Genomic DNA, 26,078 nt, shown 5'->3' on the forward strand with positions numbered 1-26,078 from the left:
AACGGCCCCCGCGCGCCCTATCCGTGAGCGGCCGCCACCGCCTTCGCCAGCCGTGGTGAGGCGTATTCGGTGCCGCAGACGAACCGCATCACCGGGCCGAAACTCGCCGCCGCGGGCAGCCCGGTGAAGTACAGCCCCGGCACCGAGGAGCGATAGCCCGTGTCCAGCCAGGGCCCACCGGCGGAGGTGACCACCTCGGCGCGCAGCTCGGGACCGAGGAAGCCCAGCGCGGCCAGATCCATCCGGTAGCCGGTGGCGGCCATGATGTGGTCCGCGGCCAGCTCGCCGACGCGGCCGCCCGCACCGCGCAGCGAGAGCACCGGCCGGCCGTCACCCTCCACGGAGACCCGGTGGATCCGCTGGCCCTGGGTGACCTGCACCCGCCCGGCGAACCGGTCCCGCAGCCACCAGGCGCCCTTGGGGCCCAGCACCCTGCGGACCAGATACTCCCGGGTGGACGCGGGCAGATTCCGGAAGCCCACCGCGTGGTACGACAGCGCGTACAGCGACCAGGCGCGGCCGAAGGGCGACTCGGGCCGCAGCCGGGGCTGGCGGTCCGGCGGGGCACCGAAGCCGACCGCGCGAGGACCGCGCGCCACCACCCGCACCGAGGCGGCGCCCGCCTCGGCCAGCAGCACCGCGCTCTCCAGGGCGGACTGTCCGGCGCCGACGACCACCACCCGCTGCCCCGCGAACCGCCCGAGGTCATGGTGCTGGGAGCTGTGCGAGACCGGTCCGGCGGGGGACGGTCCGCCGGGGACGGCCGCGGCGAGCGGCCGGGGCAGATGGGCCAGTCCGCTCAGCCCGCTGGCGACCACGACGGCGCGGGCGGTGAACTGCTCCCCCGAGTCCAGCTTGAGCTCGAACCGGCCGCCCCGCCGGTCGATGGAGACCACCCGCACCTGCTCCAGCTCCGGCACCAGCCGCCGCTGGAACCACAGTCCGTACTCCGAGAAGGTCTCGACCGGGATGATGTCCCAGTCGGACTCATAGCGCGGACCGCCCGACGCCTGGCAGTAGTCGAGCAGGGTGTGCCCCGGCTGCGGTGCGTCGATGGTGGACGCCACCGGTGTGGACTTGAGCAGCATGCCCGCGGGCATCTGCGCGCGCCAGCTCACCATCGGCTCCCCGAAGACGCGGACCGGCAGACCGCGGGCGCGCAGGTGGGCGGCGGTCGACAGGCCGTATGGACCGGCCCCGATGACTGCTACCGGATCGTTCACAGAACCCCTCCCCAAGGCATTACCTCTTTCTGGCGCGCCACAGCTGGTACAGATGTGCCGTGCCGGGCCGTACACAGCGGGCCAGCATGGTGAAGAACGGCCGCATGTCGTCGCGGGCGGCCCAGGCCAGCTCGGTACCGCTGGGTCCGGCGGGTGCGTGCGGTGTGGTGTAACCGCCCCGGCGGTAGGCGAGCAGCGCGGGCGGATCGATGTTCTCCACCAGGAAGCGCCGGTCGGCGATCTGCTCGGCCTCGGGGACCTCACGCCCGGTCAGGTCCAGGTGCTGGGCCCGGACGACATCGACCCCCGCCCGGTTCTCGAAGAGCCGGAACTGCGCTCCCATCCGCGGATTGAAGTCCAGCAGCTTGTACCGGCCGTCGCGCCGGTCGAAGCGCCAGTCCAGATCGACGATGCCGCTGAACCCGATCCGCTTGATGAACTGGGCCGCCATCTGGGCCAGCTCCTTGTTCTCCACCGCGTACGCGCACGCCGTCATCCCCGCGTGCGGCGGCCAGGACCGCACCTTGACCCCGGTGAACAGCGCCAGCGGTGTGCTCCGGGAGTCCACATAGGCGTGCACGATCCAGTCCTCGGCGTGCTCGCGCGGCAGGTACTCCTGGAGTACCACCCCCGGCCGCGGCCCCCAGGACGGCGCCAGCGCCAGCAGCTCCCGAGGCCCCTCGATCCGGGTGGTGCCGCCCACCGCGGGCTTCTCCCGCCGCTCGAACGCCTCCCGGTTCTTGGCGACCACGGGGAACCGGCCGCTCACCGCGAACGCCTTGACGTCGGCGAACGTCGCGGGGAACGCGGCCTCCGGGGTGGGCACCCCGTGCTCGGCACAGAGCTCATGCAGCCCCTGCTTGCTGGCCAGCCGCCGGGGCAGCTCCGGATCGGCCCGCGGGAAGAGGAACCGGCCGTCGGCGGCGAGCACATCCGCGTGCTCGGCGATCAGCACCGCCGCTTCCTCGTCCGTGGGCAGCAGCACCGTCGGACGGCCGATCGTCCGTCCGATCCGCAGCAGCCCCTCCACCAGCCGCTCCGGCCGCTCGCTGCCGGTGGTCGGCCAGACGAAGGCCCGGGTGAGATAGCGCGAGAGGGCGGCCGGGGTCCAACGGTCCTCGGTGACCGCGTACATGGGGACACCCAGACGGCCCAGGGACCGGATGGCGCCGACACCCCCATGGTGCAGGGGATAGTCACCGATCTTCACGATCAGTCCGGGTACGGAACGGTCCAGCGCACACGGCATGGCACTGCTCGCCACGAGTCCCCCTCGGTCACCTCAGCGCAGTGGCCCCCCCACTGTGTGTGACCCGATGAAGGACGCTACTTCGGAATTACCGCCTCCAGCAAGAACTATCCGGACATTGCCAGCTCTTTAGGCAGCACCCGACACCCCCTCCTCTCGCACCCCACGAGCCGTAGGGTGTGGCCTGGCCACCACGGTGACGAGGAGAAGGCGAGGCAGCATCCATGCCGCAGCGAAGCCCGCTCGATCTGCCCGAAGGAGACCCCTTCGGGCCGCACAATCTCCCCTATGGCGTCTTCACCACGCCGCACGCGCCGCATCTGCGCAGGATCGGCGTGCGCTACGGGAGTCATGTGCTGGACGCGGGAGCCGCGGCGGCCGCCACCGCCTCGCCGTACGCCGAGCTGCTGGGCGCCGCCACGCTCAACCCGCTGATGGCCGCGGGCCGCCCGGCCTGGCAGGCCGTCCGTGCCGAGGTGCTCGACTGGCTGACCAACCCGGCGCACCGGACGACCATCGAGCCCCTGATGCACCCCCTCACCACCCTCGCCCTGCACCTCCCGATCGAGGTGGCCGACTACGTCGACTTCTATGCGAGCGAGCACCACGCCGCCAATGTGGGGCGGATGTTCCGCCCGGACGGCGACGCGCTCACCCCCAACTGGAAGCACCTTCCGATCGGCTACCACGGCCGGGCCGGTACGGTCCTGGTCTCCGGCACCCCGATCGTGCGCCCCCAGGGCCAGCATCTGCCGCCCGCGCCCGGCCCCTCGGCCGCTTCCTCGTCCCCGGCCCATACGTCCTCCCCCGCTCCGGTCTTCGGCCCCTCCCTGCGCCTCGACTTCGAAGCGGAGGTGGCCTTCGTCGTCGGTGCCCCTTCCCCTTTGAATACACCGGTGCCGCTCTCCGGGTTCCACGATCACGTCTTCGGGCTCTGCCTGCTCAACGACTGGTCCGCCCGCGACATCCAGAGCTGGGAGTACCGTCCGCTCGGCCCCTTCCTGGGCAAGTCCTTCGCCACCTCCCTGGCCGCCTGGATCACTCCGCTGGAGGCCCTCGCCCCGGCCCGCACCGCCCCGCCCGCCCGTGATGTCCCGCTGCTGCCCTACCTCGACGACTCCGCCGCCGAACCCTTCGGCTTCGATCTGCGCATCGAGGTCGCCGTCAACGGCCACACCATCTCCCGCCCGCCGTTCTCCGCCATGTACTGGACCGCCGCCCAGCAGCTGGCCCATATGACCGTGAACGGCGCCTCGCTGCGCACCGGCGACGTCTTCGCCTCCGGCACGGTCAGCGGTCCGCGCCCCACCGAGCGCGGCTGTCTGCTCGAACTCAGCTGGGGCGGACGGGATCAGGTGCGCCTCGGCGACGACACCCGCACCTTCCTCGAGGACGGCGACGAGGTGACCCTCACGGCCTGGGCACCGGGCCCGCACGGCGCCCGCATCGGTCTGGGTGAGGTGACCGGCCACGTCGTTCCGGCCGCCCCCTGATCGGCTGCTACGTTGTCGTGCCCCTGTCCCTGACAACCGAGGAGATGTGCGTGATCAAGGCAGCGAGCGTTGCCGGAACGGTGGCCGCGGCCGCCCTTCTGCTGACGGCCTGTGGCAGCGACAGCGACGACGGCAAGAAGGACACGTCCAAGGACACCCCGTCGGCCTCGCAGTCGAGCGCCCCGGCCGAGGGTGGCGCGGATGCCGAGCTGACCGGCGCCTACGTGGCCAGGAGCGGCAACGAGACGCTGATGCTGTCCATCAGCGGGGAGAAGGCGGCCCTGGTCGCGGGCAAGCACACCTGCTCCGGCGAGTACACCGACACCGGCGAGAAGAGCCTGATGCTCAAGTGCGCCGACGGCAACAACGACCGCACCATGGGCAAGGTGGCCCCCAGCAAGGACGGCAAGACACTCACCGTCGACTGGGAGGCGCTCTCGGAGAACGACACCTTCACCAAGGCGGCCTCCCCGAAGGACCTCCCGTCCGACATCCCCACCTCGCTGCCCTCCGGGCTGCCGACCGGGATGCCCGACCTCCCCACCAACTGACGCGTGGCCACCGGCGAGCGGCCCCCGCCCTGCTGGGCGGGGGCCGCTCGTCATCGGCCGGCGCACCCCGGCGCGGTCCAGCCGGGCTCACGGCTCCAGCAGGCGCAGTTCCTCCATCGCGCTCCGCTCGATCCGCGCGAGGTCGTGGAGCGCGGCACCGGCCCGTTCGAGGTGGGCCGACTCACCGGACTCGCCCGCCCGCGCGATGAGGGCGGCCACCTCGGTCCACAGGGCGGCGGCCTCGGCGTACAGGGTGTGGCCGGTCCGCAGGCGGCCGTCGCCGAGCAGATCGGCGCACTCCCCGAGGAAGTCGCGGTAGAGGTTCCGGAAGAGCGCCCCGCCGGTGCCCGCCTGCTCCATGAGGCGGGCGGCCCGCGTCAGGTCCTGCCGCGGGTCGCTGGTGCGCTCCAGCCACCTGGGCACCCGGCCGGCCGCCTTCTCGATGCCCCGGTGGCCCAGGTTGGCGATCGGCGGGTCGAGGAAGGCGGCCGCGCACGCCGTGACCGCGGCGGTGATCCGCTCGCGCGGCGGCGGAAGGTCACCGGGCACGGAGAGGGTGAAGGAGCGGTGCCGGGCGGTCATCGGGCCGCGTTCGGCCCTCGCCCTGGCCAGGCTCTCCAGACTGGTGGACACCGCGCCGCCCTGCTGTTCGGTGTCGACCAGGTACGCCTTCTCCTCGTCGTAGCCGTACATGGCCACGACATGGGCGCCGAAGTGCACCTTGGTGGTGAAGTACTCCAGGTGGTAGCTGTCCAGCTGCAACCCGACCGGACGCCCGGCGTCGAGGGACGCCACCACCTGCCGCCACGCCGTACGCGCGGACGTGGTCTCCTGGACCAGCAGTTCGAGCCCCGGCCCGGCGGCCAGATTCCGGGTCAGTTCGAACGGTTTGACGCGGCCCCCGAGGAAGGGGAAGCCCATCGCCTTGCTGTCCCAGTAGATGAACGACAGTCCGGCACCGAGACCGAACAGCATGGGCTCGGACCAGGTGACGCCCTCGTGCCGCAGCAGCACCCCCAGCGCCGTCGTCTCGCAGTGCCGCATCCCCCGGGTGTCGACGTCCCGCACGATGGTCATGCCGGGTCCTCCTCGACGGGGATGACGAGCCGGGTCAGCAGCTCTTCCTCGGGAGCCTCTCCCGGCCCCACGAGATACGCCTCGCGCACCGGCGCCTTCGGACGCAGCCCGCGCTCGTGGACGGCGGCGAACAGCGCGTTGTAGGCGAGGGGCAGCTGGGCGTACGGGCCGGTGTGCAGCGTCTCGGCCACCGGCCCACCGGGCAGCGCCGTACGGACCAGACCGGGCGGCTCCGTCCCCTCCGGCACCCGGGCTCCTACGGCGATCTCCGCGCGGTCCTCCAGTTCCACGGGGTACAGCCCCCACAGGGGCGGCTCCCAGACGACGTCCGCGGCCTGCAGCGCCGCCAGCACCAGGCCCACCCGCTCCCCGGCCCGCTGCCCGATCTCGGCGGGGGCGCAGACCGTCCGGGACACGGCCAGCTCCAGCGGGGGTTCACTGCCCCAGGTCACCTCGTAGCCGGGCAGTCCACCCTCGGCCAGCCGCTCCAGCATGTCCATCCGCGTGCGGTCCCGGCGGACCCGCTCGGCCAGCCGGTCCCGCTCGGCTCGCAGGATGCGCGCCCTGGACGGGGGCGGGGCGGCCAGGATCTCGGCGATCACGGTCAGCGGGAGGTCCATCTCGCGCAGCAGACCGATGGTCAGGGCGTCGCGTGCCTGGTCGGGGGCGTAGTAGCGGTAGCCCGAGGCGGCGTCCACCTGGACGGCGGCCAGCAGGCCCAGTTCGTCGTAGTGCCGCAGCTGTTTGACGCTCAGCCGGCAGAGGCGGGCGAACCGCCCGATGGTGAGGAGATCGTTTCGCACACCAGAAGGATGGACCCTCCCACGATGGGAGAGTCCACCCCGCGCGTCCGGATCCCTGGCCACTAGGTCGTGTCGTTCGGATCTTCGTGGATCAGGCCGCGGCGTCGGATGCAGGGGCACCTCCCAGCGTTAGCTGGGGGAACATCGCAAGGCGGAACCTGACCCGCGTACTGGGCGTACTCGGGTCCGGCGACAACGCAGCGAGGTGCCGTAGCCGTCGTCGCGGGCCCGCGGAGATCCGAACGACACGGCCTAGCGCACGAACACCCCGGCCTGGCCCGCCAGATCGAGGAAGTACTGCGGCGCGACACCGAGCACCAGCGTGACCGCGACCCCGATCGCGATCGCCGAGGAGGTCAGCACGCTCGGCACGGCGACCGAGGGGCCGTCCGTGCGCGGCTCGCTGAAGAACATCAGCACGATCACCCGGATGTAGAAGAACGCCGCGATCGCCGACGAGATCACACCGACCACCACCAGCGCACCCGCGCCGCCGTCGGCCGCCGCCTTGAAGACGGCGAACTTCCCGGCGAAACCGCTGGTCAGCGGGATACCGGCGAAGGCCAGCAGAAAGACCGCGAAGACCGCGGCCACCAGCGGCGAACGGCGCCCGAGCCCGGCCCACTTGGACAGATGGGTGGCCTCGCCGCCCGCGTCACGCACCAGGGTGACCACCGCGAAGGCGCCCAGGGTCACGAAGGAGTACGCGGCGAGGTAGAAGAGGACGGAGGAGATGCCGTCGGGCGTGGTGGCGATGACACCGGCGAGGATGAACCCCGCGTGCGCGATCGAGGAGTACGCCAGCAGCCGCTTCACATCGGTCTGGGTGACCGCGACGATGGCGCCGCCCAGCATGGTCACGATCGCGACGCCCCACATCACCGGCCGCCAGTCCCAGCGCAGTCCGGGCAGCACCACGTAGAGCAGCCGCAGCAGCGCGCCGAACGCCGCGACCTTGGTGGCCGCCGCCATGAAGCCGGTGACCGGGGTCGGGGCGCCCTGGTAGACGTCCGGGGTCCACATATGGAACGGTACGGCGCCGATCTTGAACAGCAGCCCCATCAGCACCATGGCACCGCCGATGAGCAGCAGCGCGTCATTGCCCATGGTCCCGGCGAGCGCCGGGGTGACGTTCCGGACCCGGCCGTCGACGACGTCCGCGATGCCCGCGTAGCCGACGGTGCCCGCGTACCCGTAGAGCAGGGCGATGCCGAACAGCAGGAAGGCGGAGGAGAAGGCGCCCAGCAGGAAGTACTTCACGGCCGCTTCCTGCGAGAGCATGCGGTGGCGCCGGGCGAGCGCGCACAGCACGTACAGCGGCAGGGAGAAGACCTCCAGCGCCACGAACAGCGTCAGCAGGTCATTGGCGGCCGGGAAGACCAGCATCCCGCCGACCGCGAAGAGCACCAGCGGGAAGACCTCGGTGGTGGTGAACCCGGCCTTCACCGCGGCCTTCTCGGCCTCACCGCCGGGGATGGCGGCCGCCTGTGCGGCGAAGGAGTCGACCTGGTTGCCGTGGGCCACCGGATCGAGCCGCCGCTCGGCGAAGGTGAACACCGCGACCAGCGCCACCAGCAGGATGGTGCCCTGGAGGAAGAGCGCCGGACCGTCCACCGCGATGGCGCCCATGGCCGCGACATGCGCCTTGCCGGTGCCGTAGTCCCCGGCGGCCAACCCGACGACCGCGGCGAACGCGGCGGCCAGGGCGAGGACGGAGACGAACAGCTGGGCGCCGTAGCGCTGGCGGCGCGGCAGGAACGCCTCGACCAGGACGCCGAGGATCGCCCCGCCGAGCACGATCAGCGTCGGGGACAGCTGGCCGTACTCGATATGCGGCGCCGGGATCTTGTCGGGCGCCGCCGCCGCTGTTGTCCACAGGCTGTGGACAGGGACCGCGTGGGTCACTTGGCACCTCCGGAAGCACCGTCGTGCATCGGGCTGTAGCTGAACCAGCCCGCGTCGACGGGGTGGTCGGGCTTGGGGTCCTTCTCGTCCACCACCGACAGCGTGTGGTCCACCGCCGGGTTGACGATGTCGGCCAGCGGTTTGGGATAGACACCGAGGAAGATCAGCAGCGCGATGAGCGGGCCGACCACCAGCAGCTCGCGCGCCTTGAGGTCGGGCATCCCGCGCACCTCGTCCTTCACCGGGCCGGTCATGGTGCGCTGGTAGAGCACCAGGACGTAGAGCGCGGCGAGCACGATGCCGACGGTGGCGATGATCCCGAGCACCGGATAGCGGCTGAACGTGCCGACCAGGACCAGGAACTCGCTGATGAACGGGGCGAGACCGGGCAGCGACAGGGTGGCCAGACCGCCGATCAGGAAGGTGCCCGCGAGCACCGGGGCGACCTTCTGCACCCCGCCGTAGTCGGCGATGAGCCGCGAACCGCGCCGGGTGATCAGGAACCCGGCCACCAGCATCAGCGCGGCGGTCGAGATCCCGTGGTTGACCATGTAGAGGGTGGCGCCGCCCTGGCCCTGCGTGGTCATGGCGAAGATGCCGAGGATGATGAAGCCGAAGTGGGAGATCGAGGCATAGGCGATCAGCCGCTTGATGTCCCGCTGGCCCACCGCGAGCAGCGCGCCGTAGATGATGCTGATCAGCGCCAGCACCAGGATCACCGGGGTGGCCCACTTGCTGGCCTCGGGGAAGAGCTGGAGGCAGAAGCGGAGCATCGCGAAGGTGCCGACCTTGTCGACGACCGCGGTGATCAGCACGGCCACCGGGGCGGTGGACTCCCCCATCGCGTTGGGCAGCCAGGTGTGCAGCGGCCACAGCGGCGCCTTCACGGCGAAGGCGAAGAAGAAGCCGAGGAACAGCCACCGTTCGGTGCTGGTCGCCATGGAGAGGTCACCGCTGGCCCGCGCCTGGACGATCTGCTGGAGCGAGAAGGTGCCGGTGCCCAGGTCGTCCGCGGTGACCGCGTACAGACCGACCACCGCGGCCAGCATGATCAGACCGCCGGCGAGGTTGTAGAGCAGGAACTTCACCGCGGCGTAGGAACGCTGGGTGGCCGTCTCCTCCTCGGACCGCTCCCCGGCCCGGTCCCCGAAGCCGCCGATGAGGAAGTACATCGGGATGAGCATGGCCTCGAAGAAGATGTAGAAGAGGAAGACGTCGGTGGCCTCGAAGGAGATCACCACCATCGCCTCGACCATCAGGATCAGCGCGAAGAAGCCCTGGGTCGGCCGCCACCGGCGGTTGGGGCGCTCCCCCTCCAGCGGATCGGCGTCATGCCAGCCCGCCAGGATGACGAAGGGGATGAGCACCGCGGTGAGGGCGATCAGGACCACCGCGATCCCGTCCACGCCCAGTTCGTAGCGGACGCCGAAGTCCGCGATCCAGGCGTGGGACTCGGTGAGCTGGAAGCGGGTGCCCCCCGGGTCGAAGCGGACCAGGGCGACCGCCGCGAGGACGAGCGTGGCCAGGGAGAAGGCCAGCGCAACCCACTTGGCGGCGGCGCGCTTGGCGGCGGGCACGGCGGCGGTGGCGACCGCGCCGAGCGCGGGCACCGCGGCCGTGACCGTCAACAGGGGAAAGGACATGACTCAGACCGCCCTCATCAGCAGGGTCGCGGCGATGAGCACCGCCGTACCGCCGAACATCGAGACCGCGTACGTGCGGGCGTAGCCGTTCTGGAGCTTGCGCAGCCGGCCGGACAGCCCGCCGACGGAGGCCGCGGTGCCGTTGACCACTCCGTCGACCAGCTTGTGGTCGACGTAGACCAGTCCGCGGGTGAGGTACTGGCCGGGCTGGACGAGGGCGACGTGGTTGAAGTCGTCCTGGAGCAGGTCCCGGCGGGCGGCCCGGGTGAGCAGACTGCCGCGCGGGGCGGTGCGGGGCACCGGGCGGCGTCCGTACTGCGCCCAGGCGAGGGCGACACCGATCACCAGCACCACCATGGTGCCGCCGGTGACGGCGGCGGCACTGAGCGGTGAGTCGCCGTGGCTGTGGCCGGTGACCGGCTCCAGCCACTTCACGAACGCGTCGTTCAGGCTGAACAGCCCGCCCGCGAAGACCGATCCGAAGGCCAGGACGATCATGGGGAAGGTCATCGAACCGGGCGACTCGTGCGGATGCGGTTCATCGCCGTTCTCATCCGCGACCCAGCGCTTCTCGCCGAAGAAGGTCATCAGCATCACGCGGGTCATGTAGTACGCGGTGATGGCCGCGCCCAGCAGGGCAGCCCCGCCGAGGATCCAGCCCTCGGTGCCGCCCTTGGCGAAGGCGGCCTCGATGATCTTGTCCTTGGACCAGAAGCCGGAGAGTCCGGGGAAGCCGATGATGGCGAGGTAGCCGAGACCGAAGGTGATGAAGGTGATCGGCATGTACTTCCGCAGGCCGCCGTACTTGCGCATGTCGACCTCGTCGTTCATGGAGTGCATGACCGATCCGGCGCCGAGGAAGAGCCCGGCCTTGAAGAAGCCGTGGGTCACCAGGTGCATGATCGCGAAGACATAGCCGATCGGGCCGAGCCCGGCCGCCAGGATCATGTACCCGATCTGCGACATGGTGGACCCGGCGAGGGCCTTCTTGATGTCGTCCTTGGCACAACCGACGATCGCACCGAAGAGGAGGGTGACGGCGCCGACGGTGACCACCGCGGTCTGGGCGTCCGGCGCCGCGTTGAAGATCGCGCCGGAGCGGGTGATCAGATAGACGCCCGCGGTCACCATGGTGGCCGCGTGGATCAGGGCCGAGACCGGGGTCGGGCCCTCCATCGCGTCCCCGAGCCAGGACTGCAGCGGCACCTGGGCCGATTTGCCGCAGGCGGCGAGCAGCAGCATCAGCCCGATGGCGGTCAGCTTGCCCTCGCCCGCCCGGTCCGCCTCGGCCAGCACCGGGGCGAAGGCGAACGACCCGAAGGTCGTGAACATCAGCATGATCGCGATGGACAGGCCGACATCGCCGACGCGGTTGACGATGAACGCCTTCTTCGCCGCCGTGGCCGCGCTCGGCTTGTGCTGCCAGAAGCCGATCAGCAGGTACGAGGCGAGGCCCACGCCCTCCCAGCCGACGTACAGCAGCAGGTAGTTGTCGGCGAGGACCAGCAGCAGCATCGCCGCGAGGAAGAGGTTGAGGTAGCCGAAGAAGCGGCGGCGCCGCTCGTCTTGCTCCATGTAGCCGATCGAATAGACGTGGATCAGCGTGCCCACACCCGTGATCAGCAGGACGAAGGTCATCGACAGCTGGTCGAGCTGGAAGGCGACGTCCGCGCGGAAGCCGCCCACCGGGATCCAGCTGAACACGTGGCTGTGCAGGGCCCGGTCGTGTTCACCGCGGCCGAGCATGTCGGCGAAGAGCACCGCGCCGATCGCGAAGGAGGACGCCGCGAGCACCGTGCCGATGTAGTGGCCCTTGCCGTCCAGCCGCCGCCCTCCGCACAGCAGCAGGGCCGCGCCCAACAGCGGCACCGCGACAAGCAATCCGATGAGGTTCTCCACTTGAACGCGACCCCTTCTAGAGCTTCATCAGGCTGGCGTCGTCGACCGAGGCCGAATGGCGGGAGCGGAAGACGGTCACGATGATCGCGAGACCGACCACGACCTCGGCCGCGGCGACCACCATCGTGAAGAAGGCGATGATCTGGCCGTCGAGATTGCCGTGCAGCCGGGAGAAAGCGACGAACGCGAGGTTGCACGCGTTCAGCATCAGCTCGACGCACATGAAGAGGATGATGGCGTTCCGCCTGATCAGCACCCCGGCCGCACCGATGGTGAACAACAGGGCGGCCAGGTACAGGTAGTAGACCGGATTCACTTGGCGGCTCCCTTGTGGCTGCCGGCGTCCTGGGACCGCTCGTCGACACCCTTGCCGTTCGCGTCGTTGCCGTTGGCGCCGTTGACGGCACCGTTGGCCGAGGTGCCGTTCGCGCCCTTGCCGCCTGCCCCGCCGCCCTTGGTGCCGCGGCCCAGCCAGCGCTCGGAGCGCTGCTCCAGGGCGGCCAGCTCGGCCAGCGCCTCCCCGGAGACGTCCCGGATCTGACCACGGCCGCGCAGCGTGGCGTTGACCGTGAGCTCGGAGGTGGTGCCGTCGGGCAGCAGACCGGGGATGTCCACCGCGTTGTGCCGGGCGTAGACACCGGGGGCGGGCAGCGGCGGGACGTTCCGGCCGGTGCGCACCCGGGCCTCGGACTGCTCGCGCTGGGTGCGCGCCCGCTCGATCCGCTCGCGGTGGGTCAGGACCATCGCGCCGACGGCCGCGGTGATCAGCAGCGCGCCGGTGATCTCGAAGGCGAAGACGTACTTGGTGAAGACCAGCGCCGCCAGCCCCTCGACATTGCCGCCGGAGTTGGCCTGGCCCAGGCCGTTCCAGCTGGTGAGCGAGGCGTTGCCGATCCCGGCGCAGAGCAGGATGCCGAAGCCCAGCCCGCACAGGACGGCGAGCCAGCGCTGCCCCTTGAGGGTCTCCTTGAGCGAATCGGCGGCGGTGACACCGACCAGCATCACCACGAAGAGGAAGAGCATCATGATCGCGCCGGTGTAGACGACGATCTGGACGACGCCCAGGAAGTACGCGCCGTTGGCGAGGTAGAAGACCGCCAGGATGATCATGGTCCCGGCCAGGCACAGCGCACTGTGCACGGCCTTGCGCATCAGGATGGTGCACAGCGCGCCGATCACGGCGACGGTGCCGAGCACCCAGAACTGGACGGCCTCACCGGTGGAGGTGGTGGAGGCCGCCGCGGCCAGCGCGCCGGTCATGCCTGGACCTCCTCGTTCCCCGCGGGCCCGTCGGAGGGGGTCTCGCCCTTGCTGACCGCCACCTGGCGCCGGGCCCCGGGCGCCGCCTCGGTGACCAGGCCCCGGTAGTAGTCCTGCTCGTCCATCCCGGGGTAGATGGCGTGCGGGCTGTCGACCATGCCCTCCTCGAGACCGGCGAGCAGCTCCTCCTTGGTGTAGATGAGCGACTCACGGCTGCGGTCGGCCAGTTCGTACTCGTTCGTCATGGTCAGCGCCCGGGTGGGGCACGCCTCGACGCACAGGCCGCACAGGATGCAGCGCAGGTAGTTGATCTGGTAGACGCGGCCGTAGCGCTCCCCCGGGGAGTACCGCTCCTCCTCGGTGTTGTCCGCGCCCTCGACGTAGATCGCGTCCGCCGGGCAGGCCCAGGCGCACAGCTCGCAGCCGATGCACTTCTCCAGCCCGTCCGGATGGCGGTTGAGCTGGTGGCGTCCGTGGAAGCGGGGCGCGGTGGGCTTCTTCTCCTCGGGGTACTGCTCGGTGAGCCGCTTCTTGAACATGGCCTTGAAGGTCACGCCGAAGCCGGCCACCGGGTTCTGGAAGTCAGACACCGTCGGCCTCCTTTCCGTCACTGACAGTGTCGGGGCCGCCACTGACAATCAACTCGCGTTCCTGGCGGGACTGTCGGCGGGGTACGGGTGGCAGGGACTGTCCGGGCAGCGGCGGCACCGGGAAGCCGCCCGCCATCGGGTCGAAGGCGGGCTCGGGGGCCTCCGCCGCCGCGGCCGCGGCCTTGGCCGTCTCGCGGTCGCGGAAGATGTCCACGACGAAGGAGAGCAGCAGCAGCGCGATCACTCCGCCGCCGACGTAGAGCACGATGTCCTGGTAGTCGTAGTTCTCGTTGCGCAGCGCGCGCACGGTGGCGACCAGCATCAGCCAGACCATCGAGATCGGGATGAGCACCTTCCAGCCCAGCTTCATGAACTGGTCGTAGCGCACGCGCGGAAGCGAGGCGCGGATCCAGATGAAGAGGAACAGCGAGGACACGACCTTGCCGAGGAACCACAGCAGGGGCCACCAGCCGTGGTTGGCGCCTTCCCAGAAAGTGCTGATCGGCCAGGGCGCGCGCCAGCCGCCGAGGAAGAGGGTGACCGCCACCATCGAGACGGTGACCATGTTGATGTACTCGGCGAGCATGAAGAGCGCGAACTTGATCGAGGAGTACTCGGTGTTGAAGCCGCCGACCAGGTCGCCCTCGGACTCCGGCATATCGAACGGCGCCCGGTTGGTCTCACCGATCATCGCGATGATGTAGATCAGGAACGAGACCGGCAGCAGCACCGCGTACCAGCGGTCCTGCTGGGAGGCGACGATCTGCGAGGTCGACATCGACCCGGAGTAGAGGAACACCGCCGCGAACGACAGCCCCATCGCGATCTCGTAGCTGATCATCTGGGCGCACGAGCGCAGTCCGCCGAGCAGCGGATAGGTCGAACCCGACGACCAGCCCGCCAGCACGATCCCGTAGATGCCCACCGAGGCGGTGGCCAGGATGTAGAGGACGGCGATCGGCAGATCGGTCAGCTGCATCGTGGTGCGGTGGCCGAAGACCGAGATCTCGTTCCCGGCCGGACCGAACGGGATCACCGCGACCGCCATGAAGGCGGGGATGGCCGCGACGATCGGCGCCAGGACGTAGACCACCTTGTCCGCGCCCTTGACCGTCACGTCCTCCTTGAGCATGAGCTTCACGCCGTCCGCGAGGGACTGCAGCATGCCCCAGGGGCCGTGCCGGTTGGGCCCGACGCGCAGCTGCATCCAGCCGACGACCTTGCGCTCCATGACGATGGAGATCAGCACGGTCAGCATCAGGAAGGCGAAGCAGAAGACGACCTTGATCAGGATCAGCCACCACGGGTCGCGGCCGAACATCGACAGGTCCTCAGCGGCGACGTTCATGCGGTCACCTCCGGCTCGGTCGCGGGAGCGGCGATCCGGACCACATCACCGGGGCGGGCCCCGAGATCGCGGTGGATACCGCCGCCGGTGGAGGCCATCGGCAGCCAGACGACCCGGTCGGGCATATCGGTGACGGCCAGGGTCAGCTGGACGGATCCGGCGGGGCCGGTGATCCGCAGCGGCAGGCCGTCCGCCACCCCGGCCTCCTCGGCCGTGGCCTCGGAGAGCCTGGCCACGGCGGCGTGGCGGGTGCCCGCCAGCGCCGGATCGCCCTCCTGGAGCCGTCCGTGGTCCAGCAGCAGCCGGTGACCGGCGAGGACCGCCTCGCCCTCGGCGGGCCGCGGCAGCGGGCCCCCGGTCACCAGCGGAACGGTGGCGTGCGGACCCTGCCAGGCGCCCAGCCGGGACAGCTCGGCACGGGCCGCGTCCACGTCCGGAAGGTCCAGCGGGGTGTCCAGCGCGTCGGCCAGCATGTGCAGCACCCGGGTGTCCGGGAGGGTGTGACGGCGGGTCATCTGGTCGGGTTTGAGCGCCGCCTCGAACGGCCGGGCCCGCCCCTCCCAGGTGAGGAAGGTGCCCTGCTTCTCCGGCACCGCCGCGACCGGCAGCACCACATCCGCCCGCTCCGTGACCTCCGAGGGCCGCTGCTCCAGGCTGACGGTGAAGCCGACCGCTTCCAGGGCGGCCAACGCCCGTGCCGGATCGGGCAGATCGCCCACCTCGACCCCGGCGACCAGCAGCGCGCCGAGCGCCCCGGTGGCCGCGGCCTCGATGATCCGGCCGGTGTCCCGGCCCTCCTGGTGCGGCAGCCCGGACACGCCCCATACGGCCGCGGTCTCCTCGCGGGCGCGCGGCTCGGTGGCGGGACGGCCGCCGGGCAGCAGCCCGGGCAGGGCTCCCGCCTCGATCGCGCCCCGCTCCCCCGCCCGGCGCGGGATCCACGCGAGCGTGGCCCCGGTGGCGGCGGCGGCCCGCACCGCGGCGGTCAGCGCGCCCGCCACGGACGCCAGCCGCTCGCCCACCAGGATCACCGCGCCCTCGGCGCGCAGCGCCTGGGCCGCGGACTCCCCGGTCTCATCCAGACCGGTGCGGCCCGCGATGGCGTCCAGCCACTCGGTCTCGGTGCCGGGGGCGGCGGGCAGCAGCGTGCCGCCCGCCTTCTCCAGCCCCCGGGTGACATGGGTGGCGAGCGAGAAGGTGCGCTGGCCGTGCTTGCGGTGGGCCTTGCGCAGCCGCAGGAAGACCCCGGGGGCCTCCTCCTCCGCCTCGAAGCCGACCAGCAGCACCGCCGGGGCCTTCTCCAGCGTGGTGTAGGTGAGCCCGGTGCCGTCCAGGTCACGGCCGCGGCCCGCGACGTGCGCGGCCAGGAAGTCGGCTTCCTCCTGGCTGTGCACCCGGGCACGGAAGTCGATGTCGTTGGTCTCCAGGGCCAGCCGCGCGAACTTCGCGTAGGCGTAGGCGTCCTCGACCGTGAGCCGGCCGCCGGTCAGCACCCCGGTCCGGCCGCGCGCCGCGGCCAGCCCCGCCGCGGCCGCCTCCAGCGCCTCCGGCCAGCTCGCCGTCTCCAGCTCACCGGTCTCCCGGTTGCGCACCAGGGGGGTGGTGAGCCGGTCGGGGAGCTGGGCGTAGCGGAAGCCGAAGCGGCCCTTGTCGCAGATCCACTCCTCGTTGACCTCGGGGTCGTCCGCGGCGAGCCGCCGCAGCACCTTGCCGCGCCGGTGGTCGGTGCGGGTCGCGCAGCCACCCGCGCAGTGCTCGCACACGCTCGGCGAGGAGACCAGGTCGAAGGGGCGGGAACGGAAGCGGTACGCCGCCGAAGTGAGCGCTCCCACCGGGCAGATCTGGATGGTGTTGCCGGAGAAGTACGACTCGAAGGGGTCGCCCTCACCGGTCCCCACCTGCTGGAGCGCGCCCCGCTCCAGCAGCTCGATCATCGGGTCCCCCGCGATCTGGTTGGAGAAGCGGGTGCAGCGCGCGCACAGCACACAGCGCTCGCGGTCCAGCAGCACCTGCGTGGAGATCGGCACCGGCTTCTCGAACGTCCGCTTCCTGCCCTCGAAGCGGCTGTCGGCCGAGCCGGTGGACATCGCCTGGTTCTGCAGCGGGCACTCCCCGCCCTTGTCGCAGACCGGGCAGTCCAGCGGGTGGTTGATCAGCAGCAGCTCCATCACCCCGCGCTGCGCCTTCTTGGCGACCGGCGAGGTGAGCTGGGTCTTCACGACCATGCCGTCGGTGCAGGTGATGGTGCACGAGGCCATCGGCTTGCGCTGGCCCTCGACCTCGACGATGCACTGGCGGCAGGCACCCGCGGGGTCCAGCAGCGGATGGTCGCAGAACCGGGGGATCTCGATGCCGAGCAGCTCGGCGGCGCGGATGACCAGGGTCCCCTTGGGGACGGAGATCTCGATCCCGTCGATGGTGACGGACACCAGATCCTCTCGCGGCACCGCCGCCTCCCCGCCTCCCGAGGGTGCGTTGGTGGTCACGGTCATGCGTTCACCCCCAGGTGAGTGGAGCGCGGCTCATCGGCCCACACCGTGGACCTCGCCGGATCGAAGGGACAGCCGCCGCCGGTGATGTGCTGCTCGTACTCCTCGCGGAAGTACTTGAGGGAGGAGAAGATCGGGCTGGCCGCGCCGTCGCCCAGTGCGCAGAAGGACTTGCCGTTGATGTTGTCGGCGATGTCCGCCAGCTTGTCGAGGTCGTCCATCCGCCCCTTGCCGGCCTCCAGGTCGCGCAGCAGCTGAACCAGCCAGTACGTGCCCTCGCGGCAGGGCGTGCACTTGCCGCAGGACTCATGGGCGTAGAACTCGGTCCAGCGGGTGACCGCCCGCACCACGCAGGTGGTCTCGTCGAAGCACTGGAGCGCCTTGGTGCCCAGCATCGACCCGGCCGCGCCCACGCCCTCGTAGTCCAGCGGGACGTCGAGGTGCTCCTCGGTGAGCAGCGGGGTGGAGGACCCGCCCGGGGTCCAGAACTTCAGCCGGTGGCCGGGGCGCATCCCGCCGCTCATATCGAGCAGTTGGCGCAGGGTGATGCCGAGCGGGCCCTCGTACTGCCCGGGGTTGGCCACATGGCCGGACAGCGAGTAGAGCGTGAAGCCCGGGGACTTCTCGCTGCCCATCGAACGGAACCATTCCTTGCCCTTGTTGAGGATCGCGGGAACCGAGGCGATGGACTCGACGTTGTTCACCACAGTGGGGCACGCGTACAGACCCGCGACCGCCGGGAATGGCGGCCGGAGCCGGGGCTGACCGCGCCGCCCCTCCAGCGAGTCCAGCAGCGCGGTCTCCTCACCGCAGATGTACGCGCCGGCGCCCGCGTGCACCGTGATGTCGAGACCGGGCAGTCCCGCCACTCCCAGCTTCTGGCTGCGGCGCTCGGCCGTGCCGAGGTAGCCCGCCTCGTACGCCTCGCGCACCGCCTCGTGCAGCCGCCGCAGCACGGGGACGACCTCACCGCGCAGATAGATGAAGGCGTGCTCGGAGCGGATGGCGTGGCAGGCGATGACCATGCCCTCGATGAGGGAGTGCGGATTGGCGTAGAGAAGGGGGATGTCCTTGCAGGTGCCCGGCTCCGACTCATCGGCGTTGACCACGAGGTAGTGCGGTTTGCCGTCGCCCTGCGGAATGAACTGCCACTTCATCCCGGTGGGGAAGCCCGCGCCGCCGCGGCCGCGCAGCCCGGCGTCCTTCACCAGCGCGATCACGTCGTCCGGAGCCATGGCGAGCGCCTTGCGCATACCGTCGTAGCCCTCGTGGCGCAGATAGGTGCGCAGCGTCCACGCGTTGGGCTGGTCCCAGAACGCGGAGAGCACCGGAGCCAGCAGCTTCTCCGGGCTGTGCTCGTTGAGCTCGGTCGTCATAGTCATCACTCCCCCTCCTCGGTGACCGGACCGGACGGGTGCTGCGGATCGGAGGCCGAGGTCCGCTGCGGCGCGTCGTGCGAGCTCGGGTGGGACGCGGGCGGCTCGTCCGACGGAGCGCCGGAGGACCTCGGTGAGACGACCCGGCCAGGTGCGCTCTCGCCCTTGGCCAGCCGCAGTCCGACCAGCGAGGCGGGTCCGGCGGCGCCGCCGGCCTCGACGGCGCCCGGCCGCGGGTCGGGGAAGCCGGCGAGGATCCGCGCGGTCTCCTTGTAGGTGCACAGCGGGGCGCCGCGGGTGGGCTCGACGGTCCGGCCCGCCCGGAGGTCGTCGACCAGCCGCTTCGCGGACTCCACCGTCTGGTTGTCGAAGAACTCCCAGTTGACCATCACCACGGGGGCGAAGTCGCAGGCCGCGTTGCACTCGATGTGCTCCAGGGTGACCTTGCCGTCCTCGGTGGTCTCCCCGTTGCCCACCTCCAGATGGTGCTGGAGCTCCTCGAAGATCGCGTCGCCGCCCATCACCGCGCACAGGGTGTTGGTGCACACGCCCACCTGGTAGTCACCGGAGGGCTTGCGCCGGTACATGGTGTAGAAGGTGACGACCGCGGTGACCTCGGCGGTGGTGAGGTCCAGCACCTCGGCGCAGAACCGCACCCCGGTGCGGGTGACATGGCCCTCCTCGGACTGCACCAGGTGCAGCAGCGGCAGCAGCGCGCTGCGGCTGTCCGGGTAGCGGGCGATCACCTCCCGGGCGTCCGCCTCCAGCCGGGCACGCACCTCGGCCGGATAGTCGGGGGCGGGAAGCTGCGGCATCCCCAGAGACACATCGGTCACTGTGCTCCACCGTTCCTTTCTCCGCCCACGCGGCGCAGAGGCGCGCCCATCGTCGTCAACTGCGGCCCGGCGGCCGCGCGTGCGTCAGTCACCTGTCGACGCCTCCCATCACGGGGTCGATGGACGCCACGGCGACGATCACGTCGGCGACCTGGCCGCCTTCGCACATCGCCGCCACGGCCTGCAGATTGGTGAACGACGGATCCCGGAAGTGGACGCGGAACGGACGGGTGCCGCCGTCGCTGACCATGTGCGCGCCCAGTTCGCCCTTGGGCGACTCCACCGCGATGTACGCCTGTCCGGGCGGGACCCGGAATCCCTCGGTCACCAGCTTGAAGTGGTGGATCAGGGCCTCCATCGAGGTGCCCATGATCTTCTTGATGTGGTCCAGGGAGTTGCCGAGACCGTCCGGGCCGAGCGCCAGCTGCGCGGGCCAGGCGATCTTCTTGTCCTCGACCATCACCGGGCCGGGCTGCAGCCGCTCCAGGCACTGCTCCACGATCCGCAGCGACTGGCGCATCTCCTCCAGCCGGATCAGGAAGCGGCCGTAGGCATCGCAGGTGTCGGCGGTCGGCACCTCGAAGTCGTAGTTCTCGTAGCCGCAGTAGGGGTTGGACTTGCGCAGGTCGTGCGGGAGTCCGGTGGCGCGCAGGATCGGGCCGGTCGCGCCGAGGGCCATACAGCCCGCCAGGTCGAGGTAGCCGACGTCCTGGAGCCGGGCCTTGAAGATGGGGTTCCCGGTCGCCAGCTTGTCGTACTCGGGCAGGTTCTTGCGCATCTGGATGAGGAAGGCGCGGATCTGGTCGACCGCTCCCGGCGGCAGATCCTGGGCCAGCCCGCCGGGCCGGATGTAGGCGTGGTTCATCCGCAGCCCGGTGATCAGCTCGAAGATGTCGAGGATCAGCTCACGGTCGCGGAAGCCGTAGATCATCACGGTGGTCGCGCCCAGCTCCATACCGCCGGTGGCGATGGCCACCAGATGGGAGGAGAGCCGGTTGAGCTCCATCAGCAGCACCCGGATGACCGTGGCCCGGTCCGGCACCTGGTCCTCGATGCCCAGCAGCTTCTCGACGCCCAGACAGTACGCCGCCTCGTTGTAGAAGGGCGTCAGGTAATCCATGCGGGTCACGAAGGTGGTGCCCTGCGTCCAGTTCCGGAATTCGAGGTTCTTCTCGATTCCGGTGTGCAGATAACCGATTCCGCAGCGGGCCTCGGTGACCGTCTCGCCGTCGATCTCCAGGATCAGCCGGAGCACCCCGTGCGTGGAGGGGTGCTGCGGACCCATGTTGACGATGATCCGCTCGTCGTCGGCCTTGGCCGCGGCGGCCACGACCTCGTCCCAGTCGCCGCCGGTGACGGTGTAGACGGTGCCCTCGGTCGTCTCGCGCGCGGAGGCGGAGGGAGTGGCAGGGGTGGCAGACATCAGCTGTACGACCTCCGCTGGTCCGGAGCCGGGATCTGGGCGCCCTTGTACTCGACGGGGATACCGCCCAGGGGGTAGTCCTTGCGCTGCGGGAAGCCCTGCCAGTCGTCCGGCATCATGATCCGCGTCAGCGCGGGATGGCCGTCGAAGACCAGGCCGAAGAAGTCGTAGGTCTCGCGCTCGTGCCAGTCGTTGGTCGGGTACACATCGACGATCGACGGGATGTGCGGATCGTCGTCGGGAGCGCCCACCTCCAGCCGGATCATCCGGTTGTGGGTGATCGAGCGCAGGTGGTAGACGGCGTGCAGCTCCCGGCCCTTGTCACCGGGGAAGTGCACCCCGCTGACCCCGGTGCACAGCTCGAAGCGGAGCGCCGGGTCGTCGCGCAGCGTCCGGGCCACCCGCGGCAGGTGCTCGCGCGCGATGTGGAAGGTCAGCTCGTCGCGGTCCACGACGGTCTTCTCGATCGCGTTCTCAGGGAGCAGCGACTGCTCCTCCAGCGCGCCCTCGAGTTCATCGGCGACCTCGTCGAACCAGCCCCCGTACGGGCGGCTGGCCTGGCCGGGCAGCCGCACCGGGCGCACCAGGCCGCCGTACCCGGTGGTGTCACCGCCGTTGTCGGCGCCGAACATGCCGTGCTGGACCCGGATCGCCTCGCCGTGGTCACCGCGCCTGCCGGGGAGGTTCTCCGCGTTGAGGTCCTGGTCGGGATTGACCCCGTTCGCCTTCACCTGAGCAGCCCCTTCATCTCGATCGTCGGGAGCGCCTTGAGCGCCGCTTCCTCCGCCTCCCGGGCCGCGCGCTCGCGGTTCACGCCGAGCTTCTCCTCGCGGATCTTCTGGTGCAGCTTGAGGATCGCGTCCAGGAGCATCTCGGGGCGCGGCGGACAGCCGGGCAGATAGATGTCGACCGGGACGATGTGATCGACGCCCTGCACGATCGCGTAGTTGTTGAACATGCCTCCGGAGGAGGCGCAGACGCCCATGGAGATGACCCACTTGGGGTTCGGCATCTGGTCATAGACCTGCCGCAGCACCGGCGCCATCTTCTGGCTGACCCGACCGGCGACGATCATGAGGTCGGCCTGGCGGGGCGAGCCCCGGAAGACCTCCATGCCGAAGCGGGCGAGGTCGTAGCGGCCGGCACCGGTGGTCATCATCTCGATGGCACAGCAGGCCAGGCCGAAGGTGGCCGGGAACACGGAGGACTTGCGGGCCAGTCCGGCGGCCTGTTCCACGGTGGTGAGCAGGAAGCCGCTCGGGAGTTTCTCTTCGATACCCATGCGCTGTTTCCCCTATCTCCTCTTGGCCCCTTCAGTCCCACTCCAGTCCGCCGCGCCGCCACACATAGGCGTAGGCGACGAAGACGGTGAGCACGAAGAGGAGCATCTCCACGAGCCCGAACAGCCCCAGGGCGTCGAAGGAAACGGCCCAGGGGTAGAGGAAGACGATCTCGATGTCGAAGACGATGAAGAGCATCGCCGTCAGGTAGTACTTGATGGGGAAGCGCCCACCGCCGGCCGGATGCGGAGTCGGCTCGATACCGCATTCGTAGGCCTCGAGCCTGGCCCGGTTGTAGCGCTTGGGGCCGATGATCGCGGCCATGAAAACCGAGAAGATCGCAAAACCTGCCCCGAGGGCTCCCAGTACGAGGATGGGCGCGTATGCGTTCACCGTCCTCGCTCCCTTCAGTCGACGATGACTGTCTGGCGGACCGCACGGACGTGCCGTCGCCCCACGAAGATCGTGCTCATGTGAGGCAGTTCACAAGCCCGTTTCGCCTGCATCCTATGCCCGTCGGTCTGTGATCTGCGACACGGGGTACGTCACCGTCTTTGTGATCTCCACCACCTGACGAAGGATCATGAAGTCGGATGAGCGGTGATCTTGTACGCGAAGCATCCGAACGATCACCAGAAGTGACATTCGGGGACGTCGTCACTGGTGAGGGCGTTGCGCCCTTACCAAGACATGGTACATACATGCAAATTTGCGATGGACATCGTCAGCTGATATTTGTCCGCCACTCTCCCGGGTGACCCGGTCGCCGGGCCGGCGCCCGCGCCACCCGCAGGACGCATCCGGCGTCCACCGGCCCTCCTTGATCGCCGGTTCGCGCTTTGTTTCACGAGCGGTCCGCGCGGTCACTCCACGTGGCGGCCGCACCCGCTTCACGCGTCGGCCCCGTCCGCTTCACCACCCGCCCACGGGAGCCGCGCGAACGGGCGCCACGGAGTGAGGTATCCCACGTCCCGATGGGTTGTGGATCCCGAATTCACGGGAACCTTTGATATGCGGGCTGCATCGGTGGTAGACCGCCCGCCGGCTCCGCACGGCCGCCAAATGCCGTGCGTAGAGACATGATCGAGAAATTCGGACATCGCGGCGGGCGCCGCGGTGGCGGCCGAATCGGCCGGTTTTTAGGCGTGTACACGCCAAATGTGGCGCACCCCACTTTTGTTGATCCGGGCCTTTCGGCCCTGATAGCCAGTGACCTATGTCCCCAGTCGCACACATACCCAGCCACCGGAAGCCCCGCCGTGCCGCGTCCAAGGGCACCCTCCGCGCAGGGGTGACCGGTGGCTTCCTCACCATCGCGGTGGCCGGTGCCGCCGTGCCCGCTTCCGCCACCGACTCGTCGGCCGCCGAGTCGACGATCGAGATGCCGACCGTCAGCGCCACGCTGGCGAGCACGGCCGCCCAGACCGCCGACGCCACGCAGCAGGCAGCCTCGGACTACCAGCTGCAGGCGCAGCAGGACCAGGCCGCCGCCCACGCGAAGGCCGAGGCCAAGAAGGCCAAGGCGGAGGCCGACCGCAAGGCGAAGGAAGCCAAGGAGGCGGCGCGCAAGGCCGCCGCCAAGCGTGCGGCCGAGGCCAAGGCCGAGAAGGCGTCCCGCTCCGCCGAGCGCTCGACCCTCTCCACCCCCAGCACCAGCAACGCCACGGGCAACGCCGCCACCGTCATCAGCTTCCTGAAGGCGCAGCTCGGCAAGTCGTACGTGCTCGGCACCAGCGGTCCGACCTCGTACGACTGCTCCGGTCTGACCCAGGCCGCGTTCAAGCAGATCGGCATCGACCTGCCGCGCGTCTCCCAGGACCAGTCCACCGTCGGCACCCAGGTGTCGCTGGACAACCTCCAGCCGGGCGACATCCTCTACTGGGGCAGCTCCGGCAGCGCCTACCACGTCGGTGTCTACATCGGCGACGGCAAGTTCATCGGCGCCCAGAACCCGAGCACCGGCATCGTCGAGCGTCCGCTGGACTACGACATGCCCACCGGCGCGGTGCGCGTCCTGTAATTCCCGCACGGCTGACGTCCGCGCACGGCCAACTGCCGCGCACGGCACCGCCGAACGGCCACGGGGCCGCCGTTCCCTCCCGGGGGCGGCGGCCTCATGCCGTTCACGCCGTGGCGTACACCTTCTCCACGAACTCGCCGATCTGCTGGTCCGAGAGGTGCCGGGCGAGGTCCGCCTCACTGATCATGCCGACCAGCCGCTTGTTCTTGTCGATCACCGGCAGCCGGCGGATCCGGTGTTCCTCCATCTCCCGCAGCACCTCGCTGACATCGGCGTCCGCGCTGATCCAGCGCGGGGTGCCCTTGGCGAGGTCCCCGGCCGTCATCCGGGACGGGTCGCCGCCACGCGCCACACAGCCGACCACGATGTCGCGGTCGGTGAGGATGCCGCACAGCCGCTCGTTGCTGTCGCTGACCGGCAGCGCCCCGACGTTCAGTTCGCGCATCAGCTGGGCGGCGCGGTCCAGCGACTCGGTGGCCGGAATCCACTGCGCGCCCGGGTGCATGATGTCCGCTGCCTTCGTCATGGGAGTACCTCCTGACGGCCCACCGGCGGCGGAACCGGCCCGCGGGCCCGATCGTTCCGGTCGCCGCGGCTGACGCTCGCGGCGCCCCCCTCACGTTCATTGTCACCGCCGCCGGGCGACCGCGTCATATCGGGAGCCGCACCGCACACGGAAGTGCGGGGCCGTTCCCGGTCCGGCGGCGGGGGTCCGGGGCCGGTGCCAGACTGAGGACGAGAGGTCCTTCCCGCCCGACCGCCGGAGGAGCATCCATGCTCACCACCGACTACGTCCCCGGCGCCCCCAACTGGCTCGATCTCGGCGCCCCCGACACCGACGCGGCCGTGGCCTTCTACCAGGGGCTGCTGGGCTGGAGTTTCGAGTCGGCCGGGCCCGAGGCGGGCGGCTACGGCTTCTTCACACGGGACCGCAAGACCGTCGCGGCCCTCGGTCCGCTCACCGAGCAGAACGCGCGCTCGGCCTGGACGCCGTACTTCCACACGCCCGACGCCAACGCCACCGCGGCATCCGTCGAGCTGGCGGGCGGCGCAGTGGTGGTCGCGCCGTTCGACGTCTTCCACGAGGGACGGATGGCCCACTTCGCCGATCCCGGGGGCGCCCGGTTCGCCGTCTGGCAGCCCGGCAAGACGGCCGGCCTGGAGCTGGTCACCGACCCGGGCAGTCTGTGCTGGACCGAGCTGCACTCCCCCGACCCCGTCGTGGCCCTCGCCTTCTACCGGGCCGTCTTCGGCTGGGACGCCGAGGACGTCTCGTTCCCGGGCGGGACGTACACCGTGCTCTCCACGTCCGGCGCCGGGAAGGACGGCGCCTTCGGCGGGGTCGCCAGGCTCCAGGAGGGGCACTCGACCCCCGCGCAGTGGCTGCCCTACATCCAGGTCACGGACTGCGACGGAGTGGTCACGAAGGGGCAGGAGCTGGGCGGTTCGGTGCTGATGCCCGCCTTCTCCGCCGAGGGCGTGGGCCGGATGGCCTGGCTGACGGACGTGGCCGGGGCGCCGTTCGGCGTCCTCACCAGCGAGGGCCAGGACGGCGGCGGCTGACCCCCGCCGCGGCACGCCCCGGCCCGGCCCGCTGCGCCCGCTCTGCGGCC

The 26,078-nt window shown here is 70.5% G+C and carries 23 protein-coding genes; 4 read left to right on the top strand and 19 right to left on the bottom strand.

Annotated features, from left to right (window positions below; all coding sequences use genetic code 11):
• Window positions 1-17: 17 nt before the first annotated feature.
• Together AC07FT_RS25120 and AC07FT_RS25125 are read right to left on the bottom strand one after the other, a co-directional pair.
• The gene (locus tag AC07FT_RS25120; protein ID WP_479178172.1) at window positions 18-1,223 is read right to left on the bottom strand and encodes an FAD-dependent oxidoreductase; all 1,206 of its coding nucleotides are present in this window, start codon (window positions 1,221-1,223) and stop codon (window positions 18-20) included.
• Between the two features lie 19 nt (window positions 1,224-1,242).
• A complete protein-coding gene (locus AC07FT_RS25125) occupies window positions 1,243-2,472 on the bottom strand; it encodes a carboxylate--amine ligase (RefSeq protein ID WP_479178215.1) in 1,230 nt (409 codons plus the stop codon).
• A 224-nt stretch (window positions 2,473-2,696) separates the two neighbouring features.
• Between AC07FT_RS25125 and fahA the strand changes: the two genes are divergently transcribed.
• Together fahA and AC07FT_RS25135 are read left to right on the top strand one after the other, a co-directional pair.
• Window positions 2,697-3,965: a fumarylacetoacetase gene (fahA, locus tag AC07FT_RS25130; RefSeq protein ID WP_479178173.1), complete on the top strand. Its 1,269-nt coding sequence runs from the start codon at window positions 2,697-2,699 to the stop codon at window positions 3,963-3,965.
• Between the two features lie 44 nt (window positions 3,966-4,009).
• The gene (locus tag AC07FT_RS25135; RefSeq protein ID WP_471202949.1) at window positions 4,010-4,516 is read left to right on the top strand and encodes a hypothetical protein; all 507 of its coding nucleotides are present in this window, start codon (window positions 4,010-4,012) and stop codon (window positions 4,514-4,516) included.
• Window positions 4,517-4,603: 87 nt separating this feature from the next.
• Here AC07FT_RS25135 and AC07FT_RS25140 read toward each other — a convergent pair whose 3' ends face one another.
• The 16 genes from AC07FT_RS25140 to AC07FT_RS25215 form a co-directional block, all read right to left on the bottom strand.
• Window positions 4,604-5,593 carry a BtrH N-terminal domain-containing protein gene (locus AC07FT_RS25140; RefSeq protein WP_479178174.1) on the bottom strand — a complete coding sequence of 330 codons (990 nt, stop codon included), beginning with the start codon at window positions 5,591-5,593 and terminating at the stop codon, window positions 4,604-4,606.
• Window positions 5,590-6,396 carry a MerR family transcriptional regulator gene (locus tag AC07FT_RS25145; protein ID WP_479178175.1) on the bottom strand — a complete coding sequence of 269 codons (807 nt, stop codon included), beginning with the start codon at window positions 6,394-6,396 and terminating at the stop codon, window positions 5,590-5,592. Before AC07FT_RS25145 ends, AC07FT_RS25140 begins: the two co-directional genes overlap by 4 nt.
• A gap of 252 nt (window positions 6,397-6,648) precedes the next feature.
• Window positions 6,649-8,301: an NADH-quinone oxidoreductase subunit NuoN gene (gene nuoN / locus AC07FT_RS25150; RefSeq protein ID WP_479178176.1), complete on the bottom strand. Its 1,653-nt coding sequence runs from the start codon at window positions 8,299-8,301 to the stop codon at window positions 6,649-6,651.
• The gene (locus tag AC07FT_RS25155; protein ID WP_479178177.1) at window positions 8,298-9,944 is read right to left on the bottom strand and encodes an NADH-quinone oxidoreductase subunit M; all 1,647 of its coding nucleotides are present in this window, start codon (window positions 9,942-9,944) and stop codon (window positions 8,298-8,300) included. The genes nuoN and AC07FT_RS25155 overlap by 4 nt, the downstream gene beginning before the upstream one ends.
• Before the next feature lie 3 nt (window positions 9,945-9,947).
• Complete coding sequence (nuoL, locus tag AC07FT_RS25160; protein WP_479178178.1) at window positions 9,948-11,843, bottom strand: NADH-quinone oxidoreductase subunit L; 1,896 nt, start codon at window positions 11,841-11,843, stop codon at window positions 9,948-9,950.
• A gap of 16 nt (window positions 11,844-11,859) precedes the next feature.
• A complete protein-coding gene (nuoK, locus tag AC07FT_RS25165) occupies window positions 11,860-12,159 on the bottom strand; it encodes an NADH-quinone oxidoreductase subunit NuoK (RefSeq protein WP_254746398.1) in 300 nt (99 codons plus the stop codon).
• Window positions 12,156-13,103 carry an NADH-quinone oxidoreductase subunit J gene (locus AC07FT_RS25170; protein WP_479178179.1) on the bottom strand — a complete coding sequence of 316 codons (948 nt, stop codon included), beginning with the start codon at window positions 13,101-13,103 and terminating at the stop codon, window positions 12,156-12,158. Before AC07FT_RS25170 ends, nuoK begins: the two co-directional genes overlap by 4 nt.
• A complete protein-coding gene (gene nuoI / locus AC07FT_RS25175; protein ID WP_254746402.1) occupies window positions 13,100-13,693 on the bottom strand; it encodes an NADH-quinone oxidoreductase subunit NuoI in 594 nt (197 codons plus the stop codon). Before nuoI ends, AC07FT_RS25170 begins: the two co-directional genes overlap by 4 nt.
• A complete protein-coding gene (gene nuoH, locus AC07FT_RS25180) occupies window positions 13,686-15,041 on the bottom strand; it encodes an NADH-quinone oxidoreductase subunit NuoH (protein ID WP_479178180.1) in 1,356 nt (451 codons plus the stop codon). Before nuoH ends, nuoI begins: the two co-directional genes overlap by 8 nt.
• Complete coding sequence (locus AC07FT_RS25185; RefSeq protein WP_479178181.1) at window positions 15,038-17,533, bottom strand: NADH-quinone oxidoreductase subunit G; 2,496 nt, start codon at window positions 17,531-17,533, stop codon at window positions 15,038-15,040. The genes nuoH and AC07FT_RS25185 overlap by 4 nt, the downstream gene beginning before the upstream one ends.
• Entirely contained in the window at window positions 17,530-18,912 is a 1,383-nt protein-coding gene (nuoF, locus tag AC07FT_RS25190) for an NADH-quinone oxidoreductase subunit NuoF (RefSeq protein WP_479178182.1), read from the bottom strand. The genes AC07FT_RS25185 and nuoF overlap by 4 nt, the downstream gene beginning before the upstream one ends.
• Window positions 18,912-19,721, bottom strand: coding sequence for an NADH-quinone oxidoreductase subunit NuoE (gene nuoE / locus AC07FT_RS25195; RefSeq protein WP_478772866.1), 810 nt, complete (start codon window positions 19,719-19,721; stop codon window positions 18,912-18,914). The genes nuoF and nuoE overlap by 1 nt, the downstream gene beginning before the upstream one ends.
• A gap of 109 nt (window positions 19,722-19,830) precedes the next feature.
• Window positions 19,831-21,165 (bottom strand): NADH-quinone oxidoreductase subunit D, encoded by a 1,335-nt coding sequence (locus AC07FT_RS25200; protein ID WP_479178183.1) that lies wholly within the window; start codon window positions 21,163-21,165, stop codon window positions 19,831-19,833.
• Window positions 21,165-21,896 carry an NADH-quinone oxidoreductase subunit C gene (locus tag AC07FT_RS25205; protein ID WP_479178184.1) on the bottom strand — a complete coding sequence of 244 codons (732 nt, stop codon included), beginning with the start codon at window positions 21,894-21,896 and terminating at the stop codon, window positions 21,165-21,167. The genes AC07FT_RS25200 and AC07FT_RS25205 overlap by 1 nt, the downstream gene beginning before the upstream one ends.
• Window positions 21,893-22,447 carry a NuoB/complex I 20 kDa subunit family protein gene (locus AC07FT_RS25210; protein ID WP_254746414.1) on the bottom strand — a complete coding sequence of 185 codons (555 nt, stop codon included), beginning with the start codon at window positions 22,445-22,447 and terminating at the stop codon, window positions 21,893-21,895. Before AC07FT_RS25210 ends, AC07FT_RS25205 begins: the two co-directional genes overlap by 4 nt.
• Before the next feature lie 31 nt (window positions 22,448-22,478).
• The gene (locus AC07FT_RS25215) at window positions 22,479-22,838 is read right to left on the bottom strand and encodes an NADH-quinone oxidoreductase subunit A (protein ID WP_254746416.1); all 360 of its coding nucleotides are present in this window, start codon (window positions 22,836-22,838) and stop codon (window positions 22,479-22,481) included.
• An 823-nt stretch (window positions 22,839-23,661) separates the two neighbouring features.
• Between AC07FT_RS25215 and AC07FT_RS25220 the strand changes: the two genes are divergently transcribed.
• Window positions 23,662-24,465 carry a C40 family peptidase gene (locus AC07FT_RS25220; RefSeq protein ID WP_471202813.1) on the top strand — a complete coding sequence of 268 codons (804 nt, stop codon included), beginning with the start codon at window positions 23,662-23,664 and terminating at the stop codon, window positions 24,463-24,465.
• Window positions 24,466-24,568: 103 nt separating this feature from the next.
• Here the strand turns inward: AC07FT_RS25220 and AC07FT_RS25225 are convergent, their stop codons facing one another.
• Entirely contained in the window at window positions 24,569-24,991 is a 423-nt protein-coding gene (locus tag AC07FT_RS25225) for a CBS domain-containing protein (RefSeq protein ID WP_471202810.1), read from the bottom strand.
• A 248-nt stretch (window positions 24,992-25,239) separates the two neighbouring features.
• Here AC07FT_RS25225 and AC07FT_RS25230 point away from each other — a divergent pair, with 248 nt between their 5' ends.
• Window positions 25,240-26,028, top strand: coding sequence for a VOC family protein (locus tag AC07FT_RS25230; protein ID WP_479178185.1), 789 nt, complete (start codon window positions 25,240-25,242; stop codon window positions 26,026-26,028).
• Window positions 26,029-26,078: the final 50 nt, after the last annotated feature.

It is taken from the genome of Streptomyces sp. NPDC045899, assembly GCF_056431485.1.